This window comes from Pseudopedobacter saltans DSM 12145 (genome assembly GCF_000190735.1).
Taxonomy (GTDB): domain Bacteria; phylum Bacteroidota; class Bacteroidia; order Sphingobacteriales; family Sphingobacteriaceae; genus Pseudopedobacter; species Pseudopedobacter saltans.
In genome coordinates, this window is sequence record NC_015177.1 from 3,002,952 (window position 1) to 3,019,180 (window position 16,229).

Below are 16,229 nucleotides of genomic sequence, written 5' to 3' on the forward strand. Positions count from 1 at the left end.
TTTGTTTGGTATCGTTTATAATGGTTAATTTATTTTGATTGGTTCTTTCCCGGTTACATTAAAGGTAGTGCTTGCTGTACCTAACTTTCCGTCTGCTGTTATCGACTGTATATCTACCACATACTTTCCTTTTACCTCCGAGGTAAAGAAACTCATCGTGGCTTGTCCTCTGGCGTCGGTCACATTGGTTCCGCTCCAGAGCAAAGTGGTACGGTAATCCGGCGAACGCGAGAACCCTGTATGGTCTCCTTCGTACATGGGTGAATAGAATTCCCTGTTGGTTTGCAGACTTTCGTAATCAAGCACCAGTGCTGTTGCTGGTAGCTGATAACCTGCCAGGTCTCCTTTATAACTATAGAAACTAGCGATACCACTAAAACTGTTCTTGCCATAAGTATAGGCTGTGGGTATAAGCTCAAGTCGCTGTATTTTTATGGGGTCTGTTTTTATAATAGCATTTCCATCATCAAACAGCGGTACTCCGTCTAAAAGTATCAATGGGGCTCTTTCGCCAAACTGTCCAACTTTATTGTCCAGCACCCTAAGGTAGTAGTTCTTTTTACGCAGGCTTACCGATATTTCTGTTACATATTCCCTCAACACTTCTTCCATCGTGGTAAACCTTACATAATCGTCTAACTTATACACTTTATCCGGCTGATGATAAAAGCTAAATGATGGCTGGGAGGTTAGTTTCTGGTTGTTTAGTTGCCGGGCCTGAAAGGCATTGTTTACCTGCATGGCTATGCTTCTTTCAAGCAGGCCTTTTTGCGATGGCTGCTCGTTGAATTGAGCAGGGTACCAGGCAGAAAATTCGTCTGAAAAGGGCGAGTAAATCGCTACCTGCAACAGGCTATCTGTACGGGCATCTGTTTGTACGATAATCTCGTTGCCACTATAGAAATTTCGGGTAAAAAAGTTGATTTTTCCACCTTTGTGAGACGATGAGGTATAAAACTGGCCATGTTGTCCTGGTATAGACAGATAAGCCTGCCCGTTTTCTACTGCATCCCCGGTTAATGAGTTATACATCCTGCCACTAATGATATGCCCTTCCAATTCCGGCGGGTAATTTATGCTAGGTGGTTCCTGCCCAAAAATGTTTTCCCATTTAAACCTGCGCCAGCCGTGTGTAAGCATCAGGTTGTCTGTGGCATCTCCTGTAGGATCTTTCAGGTACCACGCCACATTTTCTATTTTTCCTTTCAGTTCTGAGCTTAACCATAAAGAGGAAATAATGCTTTCTTCTTCGTTTATATCCGAATCAGTCTGGTAAACAGATATGGAATAATTTGTTTTTACCGGTAAACCCGCATGTATGTTAAGCTGCACTTTCTCTTTTGGAACATAATCTTGTTTATCTGTCTCTGTCCGGATATTAAGTAGGTTTGCAGGCTTTTTAAAGTACAGGCGCTGACAAATAGCTGTTCCTTTGGAACTAAATAGTGTAAAATGCGAAATACCATCGCCTAAAAGGGATACTGCCACAGGATATTCTTTGCCCGTATCTTCTTTTGAAATTGTTTTTACACATACTATTTTTTGTCCGCTGTGTACCAGCAATGTATATTTTTCGTCTGGCTGCACCAGATTGCTTTGCAATAAAACAGATAGATATGCAGGATCTTTTCTCTTTATACTTATTACTGTACCTTTTTCAAAAATGGGTGGCAGGGTTGTGCTAAATTCGTTTCCTCCCTTAGGCTTTATCAGTACTTTGTATTTTTCTGCTTTGTATGGACAGAAGTAAAAACTACCTATACCGAATTTTAGTGGGGAAAACTTGCTTATGGTATCGTTATTATGGTTGAGTATGACTCCTTCAAACTCTACACTCTTACCCCGCCGGTCTACTGCCCTGAAAGCTATCCTGCTGGTTAAACCGTCTACCAGATTTCCACCTTCCGGAAAAAAATGTACTCTATATATATTGTCATCTACTTTCTTTTCTTCGTTAAAATTCTCTTCTTTTAAAGTGTTATACACCGACAAATCTTTATGGTAGTAATAATCGGCTCCAAAGTTTTTCATCCAGCTGGTATAGGTCCTCAGCACATAGCTGCCCGAGTTTATAGATACCGGCAGATACAATGTTCCTTCTCCTCCACCTTCTTTTAGGGTTACCTTGGTTTGCAATATGGGTTTGTTTTGGTTATCCAGCAGTTCTATATATGCAACCTTGCTTATATTCACCGGACGGTTTGTATAAGCTTCCGTATTGTATATTTTAAACCAGATAATCTCTCCTGCCAGGTATGTATTTTTATCAGTATGTACATAGAGTTTTTCCTGAAAGTTATTTTGCAGATAATCTGTCAGGCGCTTCTTTAACAGGCTGGTATCTACTGTTTGTGCATGTAAACAGATGATGCAGACTTGTAAACATAAAAATAGAATGGTTATCTTTCTCATATCCTGTGGTTAATTATTCGGCCAATAAGTTGGCTTTACGTTCGATCCTCTTAAACGGCAGTCTATGCAATCGTCCTTTGCCATGGTATAATTAATAAAGATTTCGCCATTGGGTTGAGGAAAACGATTTTCGGAAATAATCGCATTTCTACCACCCAGATAGTAAAGCAGGCTATCCTTCGATGCCGTAAATGGCTCGCACAGCTGGCCGTACACCCAGTCGCTTCCGGCTTCCGGTTTATCGCGGTAGCTTATAAACAGTCTCTTTTGCGATATCGTACCTGCACTGACCCAACCAAGAACCTGCTCCTGAGAGTCGGAGGGATTATATAGGTTGCCTTTTAATTCGGAGGGTTGCGAGTCGAAAATGCTTCCTATCTGCTCTGTGTTCTTCTTCATGTTCTCCAGGTATTGGTAGGCCTCCCGGGTCAGTCCGTATTGCCTTACCAGAATGCTGTAAAGATGCGCTACTTTTACAGAGTTTCCCTTAACATGTACAACGGGAGCGAGTGTTACCCTATCTTCTGAAAGCCGTTCTGTACTACCCAGCAATATCCGGGTGGATAAGGCATCGGCCCAACAGTATTCTATGTTGACCGCCGGATCTCTGCGAACTACCTCTCCGTTCTTATATTCATAGGCAGAGGTGAACGCCGATCTTATTTCCCAGGTCTCCTGGTAATCCCAGTTATAGTACCGGGTGCTGTTGCGTTGGTCATGTGTATTTACATAGATCTGGAACCCCTTATCTTCTATCCTAAAATTTAAGCTATCTATTTCCGGCGTTTCCTTGCCTTCCAGATAGTCTGTCTGGTAGGTTTTTCCATTGCTTACTATCCTTAACCGGTATTTTTCATCCATGTCCAACTGCTGTGTGGCAAGTACGCACCTCCCGTCCTCTCCTGTTGTTCCGCTCAGGCTTGTTCCTCCACCGCCTTCTACAAATACAGTGGCATTCTTTTCGGGCTTAATGTTTTGCCAGTCTTGCAAATCGCCCGTACGGCTTATACGAATGGTGGTTTCACCACCTATATGAATAAACCCTTCTACCACCAGTAAATTACGGTAATGTGCAGATACTTCGGGTGTAAAAGGATCTTTGCACCCCGAACACATCAGCATACTAAACAACGCTATATATATTTGCAATGGTTTCATCGGTTTATTAATTCGGCCAGTAAGCCGGTTTTATGTTCGATCCTCTTAAACGGCAGTCTATACATACAGTGGGAGCCATTATATAACCTAAAATTTCCCCCGTTAAACCATCCCCAATTTGATCGACAATTCCATTATTTCCGTTCATGTAATAAACGAGACTGTCTTTAGTTATATTTAAAGCATCACATCTTTGGCTAAACAACCAGTCTCTTTCCGCCGGCTTATCGTTTGAAGTAATAAATAATCTTTTCTCTGTTGCTTTCCCTGAACTTATCCATCCAATAACCTGCTCTGCACTATCAGAAACACAATATACATTTCCTCTAAGTTCGGAGGGCTGCGAATCGAAGATACTACCTATCTGCTCTGTATTTTTCTTCATGTTCTCCAGATATTGGTAGGCTTCCCGCGTTAACCCGTATTGCTTTACCAAAATACTGTAGAAATGGGCTATCTTTTCAGAATTTCCTTTAATGTAGTTAACGGGCATATTTGTTATTCTATCTTCTGAAAAACGCTCCGTCGAACTTAGCAGGACTTTGGAAGAATGTTCATCCTTCCAACAATAGGTTATATTGATGTTTGGATCTCTATCTATTACCTGCCCATTTTTATACTCGAAATAAGAAATGAACGCCGATCTTATTTCCCAGGTCTCCTGATAATCCCAGTTATAGTACCGGGTGCTGTTGCGTTCGTCATGCGTATTTACATAGATCTGGAACCCCTTATCTTCTATCCTAAAATTTAAACTATCTATCTCCGGCGTTTCCTTGCCTTCCAGATAGTCTGTCTGGTAGGTTTTTCCATTGCTTACTATCCTTAACCGGTATTTTTCATCCATGCCCAACTGCTGTGTGGCAAGTACGCACCTCCCGTCTTCACCTGTTGTTCCGCTCAGGCTTGTTCCTCCATTGCCTTCTACAAATACAGTGGCATTCTTTTCGGGTTTGATGCTTTGCCAGTCTTGCAAATCGCCCGTACGGCTTATACGAATGGTGGTTTCACCTCCTATATGAATAAATCCTTCTACTACCAGTAAATTACGGTAATGTGCAGATACTTCGGGTGTAAAAGGATCTTTGCACCCCGAACACATCAGCATACTAAACAACGCTATATATATTTGCAATGGTTTCATTTAAATCGGATGTTATAGTTAACATAAGGGATTGCAGTACCAAAAATGGATAATTGGTATCCGTTGATCAGCTTATTCTCACTGGAAAAAAACGTAGAGAAGACATTTTTCCTTCCTGTAAGGTTATATACACCAAAAGTCCACGAACTATGCGTTAGCTGTGTTTTTTTATGGTTTCCAAGTATATTAAACGATATATCTGAACGTAAATAATCGGGTATACGGTATTGATTCCGCTCTGAATAAAGCAGGCGCTGCCCACCTGCATAATAGTATTTGCCAACTGGAAGTGTAATTGGTCTGCCAGTGCTATAAGTAAGGTTTAGCGAAAAACTGACACGGTGCGAAAAGCGGTAATTTCCTATCAGGGTAAAATCATGTGGCTTATCGTAATTGGCGGGATAATACTTTCCATCATTAATAGAATTACTGCCACTTACATCTTCTGTTTTCAATAGTGTTCTGGAGTAGGTATAGCTTAGCCATCCGTTGAGCTTTCCGGTAAGTTTTTTAACCAGAAATTCTATCCCGTAAGCCTTGCCTTGTGTTGGCAGCACATCTTGTTCTATTTTATGATTAAGTATTAAAACCGCCCCGCTCTTGTAATCGAGAAAGTTGTTTATCTTCTTATGGTACGCTTCTATAGATGTTTCTATGGTGTTTGCTTTAAAATTCTTATACAGGCCTACGGATACCTGACTACCATGTTGCGGCGCAATGTTCCTGTCACTTAGCTTCCAAACATCGGTTGGCGATATGGATGTGGTATTGGAAAGCATGTGTATATACTGCCTTTGGGTATTATACCCTGCTTTCACGGAAAAATCAGGAGTGATTGCAATTCTTGCCCCTAAACGATACTCGGGGCTGTGGTATGTTTTTATTGTCTTTTTACTACCGTAATTCTCTACCGTAACAATGTTTGCATCGGTTTTGTCGAGTCCGTCTGCATAGATATTTACGTTTGCCGGCCCCAGATAGTTGAAAAACGAGTAGCGTAAACCAGCGTTCAGGGTAATGGCATCAGTTAAATCGTAACGATGTTCGGCAAATACGGCGCTTTCCAATGCCTGCTCTGTTTGCAAAATATCAGCAACAACTAAGGATTTATCACTGTAAGGTTCCAAAGATCCCTGATAGTTTTTGTAATAAATGGTGCTTCCTCCAAAATCTATATTCCACCTCGCCGTTGGATAATAATTGAAATTGGTTTTGAGATTGGTTTGCCCAATAGCAAACTTTAGCTTATAGTCTACATCGTCTTTATATTTGCTGTAGTTATTATAACTGTATTTATCATAACCGCCAGATAGTATCCCATATAATTTATTGTTAAAAGAGTGTTTCCATCGTAGGGAAACATTCTGATTACTGTACATAAACGTGGTATCTGTTGCCAGATTAGATTTATCATTACTGAAATAGCCTGTGGCATAAAAGCTGTTCTTATCGTTTTGCTGATGGCTGACGTGAAGGTTTATATCGTAAAAACTGGCTTTTGCTCCACGGTAGCCGGACTTTTCGGGCAACAGATCGGTTATCCAGTTGGAGTAGGTAGTTCTACCACCCACAATGAAAGATGTCTTGTCTTTAATAAGGGGTCCTTCTATGTTTAAGCGACTTGTTATCAAACCAATTCCTGCGGTTCCGGTGAATGCCTTTTTATTTCCTTCTCTGCTGTTCAGTTCCAGCACAGAAGATAGTCTACCTCCATATTTTGCGGGTAAACTGCCTTTATAAAGCTGTACATCTTTGATTACTTCGGGGTTGAATGCCGAAAAGAAACCAAAAAAATGAGATGGATTGTATATGGTAGCATCGTTAAAGAGGATGAGGTTCTGGTCTACCGATCCTCCACGTACGTTAAAGCCTGTGCTAGACTCTCCTACCGATTTAACACCCGGAAGCGTTAGCACTACTCTTAGTATATCTGCCTCACCAAATACCGTAGGCACCTGTTTAATGGTTTTGATGTCTAGTTTTTCTATTCCCATTTGAGTGCGTCTGATATTGGATGCTTTTTCGGTAGTGATTACTACTTCTTTAAGTGAGAATGGCTCATCTGTCAGGTTTATATCCAGCTTCCCATCGCCCTGTAACAGTATTTGTCTACGGGTGTCTTTTAATCCTACTGCCCTGATATTAATTTCATGTTTTCCTAAAGGCAAGGTAAGGGAATAAAACCCAAACTCATTGGTAATTGCTCCTATACGCGGTTTATCTACAAAAACGGATACTCCCGAAATAGGTTCACCAGTTTCTACATTTTTGATATTCCCGGCAAGGGTTCCGGTAGTCTGTGACATTGCAGTCTTTTTCCCAATGGTATACAGTTTATTTTCAAGCGTTGCTATCTGGACTGTTTTCGTAGAAATATCTGCAGCCAGCCGAATGTCCTCTTTTTGTGTTGTTATTTTCGACCTGCCAGTAAACTGTGATGGAAGCTCGGTTAATATCTCTTTGTCTTTGGTAAGAAAAACAGCCTTTCCGTAAATAGCGTACTTAAAGTCTGTGCCTTTAAAGGCTTTGTTCAATATCTCTTTTAAAGAAGCTTTTGTGTGATTGATATTTACTTTCAGACTGTCAAAAAGTGTCTGCTCATAGTAAAAACGATAGCCACCTTGTTTTTCTATGTTTTCTGCAAGGTCTTTTACAGAAGCATTGTAAAGATTTATTTCTATACTTTCTACTTGTTCCTGCGCTTTACTTTGGAAGACTACAAAAAACACTACGATGATAAAAAGGTATTTTTTTACTTTCGTCATTACTATCTGTTTAGTGAATCATGAAACTTCAATAATTCTACCATGGAGTTTTCTTTTTCTTTTCTGAAATTTAAACGCTGTTGTTTTATAAATAGCTGGTTCTGTTGCCTGGTTTCTGACAGCTGCTTCAGGAAATCATTCTTGCTTTTGACGGGTATATATGTTGTATCTTTCAACAGATAGTATTTATCTCTCTGCGATACTGTTCTTACTACTTTATGCTGCCCGATGGTTTCGGTTATTTTCTTTGTTCTTTTTACCAAAAGGTCTTTGGTTCCGCTATATAATAGATCGTAATACCCGGGATCGATACCTGCTACCTGTGTTTTTCCAGGCTTCAGATTAATAAATGTATGATTATGTAAAGAAAATTCGTCTATATGATCGGAAGGAATCATGATCCCCCCTGCTTTATCCAGGTTCAGCAACACTAACTGGTCGAGTACCAAATCGTACAGTAGCATTATATTATTATAGGTTAATCCGTTATAAATAACTGTTCCTGTAGTGTACCTACTATCGTAGAACAGGGTATGCCCATCTCCGTCCAGTTTTAAATCTGGCCTGTATACCTTACCATTATAGATTGGGGCCTGGCTGTATTGGGCATTTGTGTAATTTTCTACCATGATCCTGGTTAGCTCCCTTACATATAAACTGTCGTTTAATGCCTGTGCCTGCGTCATTTTGGCAAAAAGAAAGGGCATAATAAATATTCCGAAAAATCGCACATTAAACCCCATTGCTTTATATAGTTTTAAAGACTTGACTATAAAATATAGTTTGGCTTCTTTTTATGAATTAGAAATACCGGGAGAAATCTCCCGGTATTAAACCCGACTAATTACCAACTATTTTATTTACCATTTAAACCTTCTGCTACTCCTACATATGAAGGCTTACGCGTATATCCCTCTGTCCATAAACCGATTGGTTCTCCTGCTCTCCAGCTTGAATTTGCCGGGCTGTCTTTCGGACTCCAGATGGTAATACCGTAGCGCTGGCTGGCAGGAATAAGCTCGAAATATTTATCTATTACGTACTTGTACATTTCTGCCTGTGCTTTATAATCTCCTTCAGTTGCATCGGCAGTTTTCTTACCAGCAATACCAATATCCAATTCTGAGACTTTAATCAATTTGCCTGTAGCAGCAAGGAGGGTAAACATTTCTGCTATCTTCTGCTTATCAGCCGTTGTGGATATATGCATTTGTGTACCTATTCCATCTACCCTGGCTCCTTTACTCTCAATATACTTTGCATATTCAATCAGCCCTTTACATTTGTCTATACTGTATTCTAAATTATAATCGTTGATAAACAATTTATCATTTGGATTACCATGTTGCATAGCCAATTTGAAAGCCTCAACGGCGTAGTCTTTTCCTAAATAATCTTGCCAATAAAACTCATCACTTGTCATATTTGCTTTTCCTATACCGGTCTTCAGTTCATAAGGTTTACCATCATCCATCGGTTCGTTTACTACATCCCATGCTTTTACATACCATTTACAGGTATCTACCATTCCAGATATAAACGTAGTCAGGGCGTTCCTAATAATAATTTTCTTTTCTTCTGGTGTTTTTTCCACAACCAAATCTCCGGTAGACTTCCAATTTAATACGATGTTATCTATATAATAGTCCCCTGAACCCGTACCAGAACCTACTTCTAGTGTAAAACTATTTAACTTTTTTTGTTCGGCTGTTAATGAGAGAGAGGAAAAAGGAAGTACTATTTTGCCTCTTCCCCAACCTCCGTCCGGACACCCGAATACTGATGGACTATTAAAACTGGCCAACGTACCTCCATTAATACTCATTTTCATACCCTGTCCATACAGACCTGTACTTCCAGTACCGTAAAAATCTAATGTTACAGATTCACAATGGCCTAAATTAACTCCTACTGGTAATGTCACATTAAACTTAGGGTGCGATTGATTTGATTTTACATTTAAAACTTTTCCCGCATTATCTGGTCCATTTACTACGGTTGCACTTCCTCCGTTTGTCATCGTATAGGTTTTTCCAAGTGCATCTGAATCAAAATTAGCAATAATCTCTGTCCCGGAGGAACCTCCACCTTTTGGATTAAACTTCTTTAAAGTAACGTTATCGAAATAATAATTTGTGGCTGCTTTCCCTAAGTTAAATGCTATTGCTCCACAGTTATCCTCATTATCAGAAATCGTAATAACTTTGGTATACTTAGTCCAGGTTGGTGTTGAAGAAATAGTTCCAAAAAAGTCCCAATGTTTATAAGAGTATGGCACAGTATGCGCCTGAGTACTGAAAGATGCATTAATATCCGAACGAACGTCCATACTAAACTCATATTGCTCTCCTTTTTTTACAGCTGGACTAACTTTGATAAAAAACTGAACGTCCCAATCATTTGTTCGTACAACATCATTTGTAATTTTTAAAGCTCTCCCTTTTCCACCAGCTCCTTCACCTACCGCTGTAAAAGACAGCCTTGCATTAGTATTAGCTTCATAGTTAGCGTTATTGTCGGTTTCAAAATCTGCAGCTGTCACTATATCCCAACTAGGCCCACCTGTTGCTGGGATGATCATTGGTGCAATTAATCCGTTTAAATAGGCAGCATTCTGGTTTGCATGCCAACAAAGTGTATGTCCATATATACCAATTCCTGCTGCAGATGCCGTTTTTAATAGCTTCTTAACATTTTCCAAATCGAGTTTCCCATCTGATTTGACTACTGCTCCATGCTTCATTTCGTAACCCATTACGAGTTCATCGAAATTAGTATTGGCTAAACGATACATCACTCCTTTGTCTACATATTCAGATATAGACATAGCTACACCCAATTTGAAGTTTGGATTAGACTCCTTGTTGATATAAGATTTGAGTGTCTTATAGGCATCTATCTGCTCCTGATTGGCAAAACTAAGTGGCTTATCTACGTGATAATCGAGAAGCTCATGTTTAGTACAAGAAGCCGCTACTGCCGAAACAGTTAGGCCAATTATTATTCTATATATCTGGTTCATAATTTTTAGATAAAATTTGAAAGCTATTTTGATACAGCGGTAAATGTTTCCATTTTAACTCCACGGTCACGCATTACCAAAGTATCTGTTGAAGTGATATTTCTGGTTGGCAAATCTATCTGATAATTGAGATATAGGGCATCACGATCTTTGGCCCCCCAACTGTTCTTTTCTCCTTTTGTCACAAATTTTCCACTACCAGTAGCAGTAAACGTATTGTCACCATTTGTGATGGCACAATTCCCATTTCCATCAAAAGTTAATAATAGTTTACAGTTGATATTTTGGTTATTTTCGTCTTTAAAAACGACTGGAAATTCTGCTACTGTCAATGAAGCTGTTTTTAAAGACGAAATCTCGTCTTCTTCTACATACTGTTTATGACGAATAATTGTTTTATTCAGAGCTGTATTACCACCTTTTCCTACAACAACGTCTTTACCTCTTCTTAAATAATTACCATGCCATTTGTTAATGTATTTAATAGCATAAAGGGTATAGTCTTTTCCAGATAAAATAGAATCAGCATTATTTACATTAACCATTTTTAGAGGTATAACGTAAGTGTTTTTTAAAGATAATGGATCTGCGAAAAATGCATCTGTCAATTGCACTTGAACGCCACCAGTAATTTTACCTTTTGGGATAACTATTTTGTCTGATGCCAGGCTGTAATAACTAGCTGGCATAGGAATAATATCGCCTCCCGAATTAAACGCCTTATTTACGGCAATGCTATTATCAACCTGAATGCCCACAGTTACATCTTTTTTATTCTGGTAGACGCCTCCCATAGTTGCTATGATCTCGCATTTGTGTTCGTTATCCAATGAGGTATCAAAAACGTCCTCTCCCAGCGTAATGGTTCTAACTGGCCCCTGATAAGCAAAATAAACGGACTGATGCTCAAAATCATCAAATTCCCAATCACCGTTTTTACAGGAACCTAAACACACTACTCCAGCTAATAACATCAATATTCTTTTTTTCATCGTATTCTTTTTAAATCTATATTTTCAAATTATTGCCACCCGTTATTCTGTATTAAATTGTTATATTTCAAGGTCTCGCTATAAGGAATTGGACCATAAATCATATGGCTTTGATAAACCCTGTTTTCTACATCAATGATGGAGTAGTTTCCATTTGAAATACTTACACCCTTAGCAGTTTCATTTAGGTTAGCATTCCACCTGCGTAAATCCCAAAAACGAAATCCTTCAAAACATAATTCCAATCTTCTTTCATTTCTAATCAGCTTTCTCATCGCATCTTTGTCATTCTTAATAGACTCTAAGTATGGATCTCCATTAGAAACACCTACTCCAGCTCTGGTGCGTATAGCTTTGATTACATTATATGCAGAAAAAGCATGACCGCCTGTTCCTTGAGGTCCCCAGGCTTCATTAGCAGCTTCAGCGTATGCTAAATAAATTTCGGTATACCTTATATGCGGATTGTAGTGTTTCTGAGTAGTCGTAGAAGAGGGATTAAGATTTACATCTTGTCTTAATAATTTCTTTAAGTAATAACCTGTACGGGTAGATGTTTCCACTTTATTAAGTCCGTCGTTAGTAGTACTATTAACGGTAGTGTTTATTACTGTATTTGAAGTTCCTGCTGTGCTTCCATTTACCAAAACATATAGTTTTAAACGAGGATCCCTATTATCATAAGGAGCTAGTGCATTATAACCGCTATTGGTGAGATCAGAAATAGGATAACCATTAGCCATTGGGAAAGCATCTACCAAATTCTGACTTGGATTTAGACGGCCGCTACCATTTAAGGTTGGCGGAAAATGGTCTCTCTCAAGGCTGTTATTTGTAGCCACATCACCGCGCCAAAGAATTTCAGATGGATTAACCCCTGCTCCTAAACCATCAATTCCGCCAGTTGCATTGTACCAAACTAAATCCTTATCAGTTAAATTGGTTAACCCCCCCCGAAGATTGATGACTTCTGCAGCATAATTTGCAGCATTTGTCCATTTAGTTACATCTCCCTTGTTAAAAGCTGGACTTGCCGCCAGCAAAGCGGCCTTTACTCTAATTCCTTTTGCAATCCTAGCCGTCATACGACCTATAAAACTTGCTCCAAAAACCCTATGATAATCATCTGCATTTATTCCTGCATATTTTGCGGGAACAGGCGAGCTGTCTGAATAATCTAAAGGAAGCAATTCTTCTGCCTTTACCAGATCCGCATATAACTGTTGCAAACAAGCATCAAAGGTTGCTCTTGGCTGGTTAAAATCGGAGTTCACCGTTTCATGTTGTAATAGAAGAGGTACACCCAATAATTCGCCGTTGATACCCTGACCTCCATGATGTTGAAGCAAATAAAACATATACAAAGCTCTAAGACCATAGGCTTCGCCTTTCATACGATCATTAAACATCCTACTGATAGTTGGATCTACCGCCCATTTAACGCTATCGCTTACTGCAAAGAACTGATTCAGGTACTGAATCGCCGAGCGGCTATTTCTCCATTGGTCAACCGGGTTGTTCATTGATGTCCACTGCCCGGTTGCCATTTTTAAAAAGCCGCTGTTTATATTATTGGTTACCGCATCATCCGTTGCTACATCATTAAATGACCACGAGTTTGTTGGAATTCTTGTATATCCATTCAGCAATAGTCCCTGAGCATAGGTTGCATTAGTATATGCGTTTTCCAGTTCAAGGTTGTTTTCTATAGCCGGTTCAAACATATCTTTGCAACCGCTGAATAACAACATTGCTGATAAACAGGTTAATAATACTTTTCTCATATCTTAAAATTTTATGTCGAAACCATCTATTAGAATAACGCCTTTAAGCCTAGATTATAGAATCTGGTTTGAGGACTTAAACCTATGTTCATCTCTAAAATCTCCCTCTCTTCAGCGATTGTTAGTAAATTAAATCCATTAACATAAGCTCCCAGCTCTCGTATGAAACCCTTACCTAACATTTTAGTAGGGAACTGGTAAGACAACTGTACCTTAGCTAAATCGAAGCGGTTAGTATTGTAAAGCCAAAAATCAGAATTACGATAATTGTTATCACTTGTACCGGTAGTTAACCTCGGAAAAGTAGCTGTATCTTTTGTCTCTTCAGTCCAACGATCTCTAACAACTATAGAATATTTGTCTTGCCCGTCTACCCAGAAATAAGAGCTATTCTTAATAGCTTTCGCTCCAAAACGCCCTGTGGCTAAAGCAAAAACGGTGAAGTTTTTCCATTTAGCTGTTAAATTTACACCGAGTGTCAACGGTGCTCCATACCAACCGGCTCTTCCCAGATAAATTTCATCACGCGAATCGATTATACCATCTCCGTTTTGATCTTTGTATTTAAGATCGCCTGGTTTAATTTCGCCAAAAGCGGATTGGTCTGGTGAATTGGCTATATCATTACCATCCATAAAGAAGCCCTCGTTCTGCAGTCCGAAGATCGCATCAATTGGTCTTCCTGATCTGTATTGGTAATCATATTCAAACTGACTATCAGACGCCCTGATCTTAGCTTCAGTTCTATAGTAGGTCCCGTTGAATCCCAATCTCCAGGCAACTTCTCCTAACTTTCTATTGAAATTCAAGCTAAAATCAAAACCTTTACGTGAGTCGCTATCATAATTTACATAAGGAATATCCGAGTAAACCGGCCAACCTGTAGAGAAATAAATTGGAAAAAGAGCACCTGGCTGTACAATATTTCCTTTAGTTTCACTAAAGAAAGCGTTTGCACTTAAGTCGATTAAATTCTTAAAAAATGAACCTTCCAAACCAAAACTAATCTCTCTCCTTTGAGGGAAAGCCATATCAAAATTGTTCCCTCTTCTTCTATCGAAACTGTGCACTAACTGTCCGTCTTTCCAGCTGTACCATGCTGCATCATTATAAGTGTAATACCCCTGGTATAAATAATAACCAGTAATATCTAAATCTGTATTTAATATACCTGCAGACGCGGTAAGTTTAAGATTATCTATGGCATCCACATCTTTTAAGAAATTTTCCTGGCTTATTCTCCATCCCAAACTTAATGTTGGAGAAAAAGCGGTCCGTTTTCCTTCGGGTAATCTGGTTGAGTAGACGTAGGCACTACTAAAATCTGCATAATATTTTTGATTAAAGTTATATCCGAAGTTTAGTCCCAGATTAGTATTGTTATTTTTTTGATAAATTTGAGATTCACCTATTTGGAACGCGTATCCTAATAACGAGCCGGAAACATTATGAACCTTATTAAAGGTTCTGTTATAAGCAAGTTGACCGGAAAACGCCAGATTCTGACGGTAATAACTATTACTTATATTTTCTACGCCTGACTTAGAATCATCGCCATATTTAATCAGGTTACTGATTTGATCGAAACCCGCATAGTTATTCCAATTTGCCTGATATGTTGCGTAATTATTATTAAATGACTGTGTAAACGAGGTCAAATAATCTATAGCCAGATTGGTTTTAAATGCCAGACCCTGGGTTATTCCTTTTAAATCAAAATCAACCCCCGTATTAAACTGAAACTGTCTGTTAATATTTTTATTTGATCCGCCGGCATAAATACTCGCAAACACATTGGTTTGATCTAACTGCGTTCCACCTAATAAATACTGTCCATTTATGATGTAATTACTATTGTTTACATAAATCATGGACGGGTCGTCTCCTTCTTCTATCATACTTATTGGAATTAGCGGAGAAAAACGGTTTGGACGTACGGTAGCGGCACTACCCCAAAAATCGGCATTAACTCCCCTCCCGGTATAGAAACTTGCCGATGCATCAACATTTAACTTAATAATATTATTCAGCCTCATATTAATATTTCCACGCAGGTTGAACCTGTTTGCGCCTCTGCTTTTTGTTGCTTCACCAAAATTCAGGAGGGCATCATTAGTCCAAAAACCCATATTGGTATAATATTGTGCTTTCTCATTTCCTCCAGATATCTCAGTAGTTACATCGTAACGATTGTAACTATCTTTTAGATAGTCAGATGAATAGAAGTTAATATTGGGATAGCGAAAAGGGTTTAATCCAGCTCCATAATTATAAATTTCACTCTCTGTGTATAAATTAGCTAAGCCATCATTTCTCCGGGCCTCATTATACAAAGTCATATACTCTGCTGACCCCAAATATTGCGGGTAAACTTTTGGAACGTTAATACCTGCATTTGCCCTAACATTAACTTTTTGATCGTAGTTACCACCGCGTTTCGTAGTAATATAAACTACACCTTTTGCAGCCTTACTTCCATACAATGCCACGGCACCTACTCCTTTCATCACTGTAATTTGATCTATTTCTGTAGGCATGATATTGTTTGCATCTCTTGGAAATCCATCAACCAAAACTAAATAGCTGCTATTTCCCCAGATGTTACCATGAAAACCAGATGTTAAAGCTTCCAGATTTTCTAAACTGTATGTTGCATAATTATTCTCCATAAGCTCAGAAAAATTCAAAACGGATACTCCACCAAGTAAATCTTCTTTTTTCACCTTCCTGAAAGCTACTTGTACCAGAGAATCTGAATCATTTCCCTTTAGTATAGAATCTTGTGTTAATATGTTATTAGGGGAAATGCCCGCATTTGTTTTATGATTACTTGATATTTTGTCTTTATTAAAAGCAGCTTTTGCCGAACTCACACCGTACAATCCACTTGTAACGGTAAGGCATATTGCAATTCCTATAATTCGCTTCATTTTCGTCTCTTTTAAATTTTAA

General features: G+C 38.9%; 9 protein-coding genes. All 9 read right to left on the reverse strand.

What is annotated here, in order from left to right:
• Positions 1–24: 24 nt before the first annotated feature.
• On the reverse strand, positions 25–2,412 hold the full coding sequence (locus PEDSA_RS12885; protein WP_013633585.1) for a hypothetical protein: 2,388 nt from the start codon (positions 2,410–2,412) through the stop codon (positions 25–27).
• Positions 2,413–2,421: 9 nt separating this feature from the next.
• The gene (locus tag PEDSA_RS12890) at positions 2,422–3,570 is read right to left on the reverse strand and encodes a DUF4249 domain-containing protein (protein ID WP_013633586.1); all 1,149 of its coding nucleotides are present in this window, start codon (positions 3,568–3,570) and stop codon (positions 2,422–2,424) included.
• A gap of 7 nt (positions 3,571–3,577) precedes the next feature.
• The gene (locus tag PEDSA_RS12895) at positions 3,578–4,714 is read right to left on the reverse strand and encodes a DUF4249 domain-containing protein (protein ID WP_013633587.1); all 1,137 of its coding nucleotides are present in this window, start codon (positions 4,712–4,714) and stop codon (positions 3,578–3,580) included.
• Positions 4,711–7,479 carry a TonB-dependent receptor gene (locus PEDSA_RS12900; RefSeq protein WP_013633588.1) on the reverse strand — a complete coding sequence of 923 codons (2,769 nt, stop codon included), beginning with the start codon at positions 7,477–7,479 and terminating at the stop codon, positions 4,711–4,713. The genes PEDSA_RS12895 and PEDSA_RS12900 overlap by 4 nt, the downstream gene beginning before the upstream one ends.
• A 2-nt stretch (positions 7,480–7,481) precedes the next feature.
• Entirely contained in the window at positions 7,482–8,186 is a 705-nt protein-coding gene (locus PEDSA_RS12905; protein WP_148233536.1) for a hypothetical protein, read from the reverse strand.
• A 149-nt stretch (positions 8,187–8,335) separates the two neighbouring features.
• Positions 8,336–10,501 (reverse strand): endo-1,4-beta-xylanase, encoded by a 2,166-nt coding sequence (locus tag PEDSA_RS12910; RefSeq protein ID WP_013633590.1) that lies wholly within the window; start codon positions 10,499–10,501, stop codon positions 8,336–8,338.
• Between the two features lie 23 nt (positions 10,502–10,524).
• Positions 10,525–11,493 carry a DUF5627 domain-containing protein gene (locus PEDSA_RS12915; protein WP_013633591.1) on the reverse strand — a complete coding sequence of 323 codons (969 nt, stop codon included), beginning with the start codon at positions 11,491–11,493 and terminating at the stop codon, positions 10,525–10,527.
• Between the two features lie 29 nt (positions 11,494–11,522).
• Positions 11,523–13,277, reverse strand: a complete 1,755-nt coding sequence (locus tag PEDSA_RS12920) for a RagB/SusD family nutrient uptake outer membrane protein (RefSeq protein WP_013633592.1) — start codon at positions 13,275–13,277, stop codon at positions 11,523–11,525.
• Positions 13,278–13,306: 29 nt separating this feature from the next.
• The gene (locus PEDSA_RS12925; protein ID WP_013633593.1) at positions 13,307–16,207 is read right to left on the reverse strand and encodes a SusC/RagA family TonB-linked outer membrane protein; all 2,901 of its coding nucleotides are present in this window, start codon (positions 16,205–16,207) and stop codon (positions 13,307–13,309) included.
• Positions 16,208–16,229 lie beyond the last annotated feature (22 nt).

What these genes read in the sequence shown, in the direction of transcription:
- PEDSA_RS12900 (WP_013633588.1), bottom strand. Translation starts at nt 7,479, where the DNA reads ATGACGAAAGTAAAAAAATACCTTTTTATCATCGTAGTGTTTTTTGTA.
- PEDSA_RS12915 (WP_013633591.1), bottom strand. Translation starts at nt 11,493, where the DNA reads ATGAAAAAAAGAATATTGATGTTATTAGCTGGAGTAGTGTGTTTAGGT.
- PEDSA_RS12925 (WP_013633593.1), bottom strand. Translation starts at nt 16,207, where the DNA reads ATGAAGCGAATTATAGGAATTGCAATATGCCTTACCGTTACAAGTGGA.
- PEDSA_RS12890 (WP_013633586.1), bottom strand. Translation starts at nt 3,570, where the DNA reads ATGAAACCATTGCAAATATATATAGCGTTGTTTAGTATGCTGATGTGT.
- PEDSA_RS12885 (WP_013633585.1), bottom strand. Translation starts at nt 2,412, where the DNA reads ATGAGAAAGATAACCATTCTATTTTTATGTTTACAAGTCTGCATCATC.
- PEDSA_RS12910 (WP_013633590.1), bottom strand. Translation starts at nt 10,501, where the DNA reads ATGAACCAGATATATAGAATAATAATTGGCCTAACTGTTTCGGCAGTA.
- PEDSA_RS12895 (WP_013633587.1), bottom strand. Translation starts at nt 4,714, where the DNA reads ATGAAACCATTGCAAATATATATAGCGTTGTTTAGTATGCTGATGTGT.
- PEDSA_RS12905 (WP_148233536.1), bottom strand. Translation starts at nt 8,186, where the DNA reads ATGCCCTTTCTTTTTGCCAAAATGACGCAGGCACAGGCATTAAACGAC.
- PEDSA_RS12920 (WP_013633592.1), bottom strand. Translation starts at nt 13,277, where the DNA reads ATGAGAAAAGTATTATTAACCTGTTTATCAGCAATGTTGTTATTCAGC.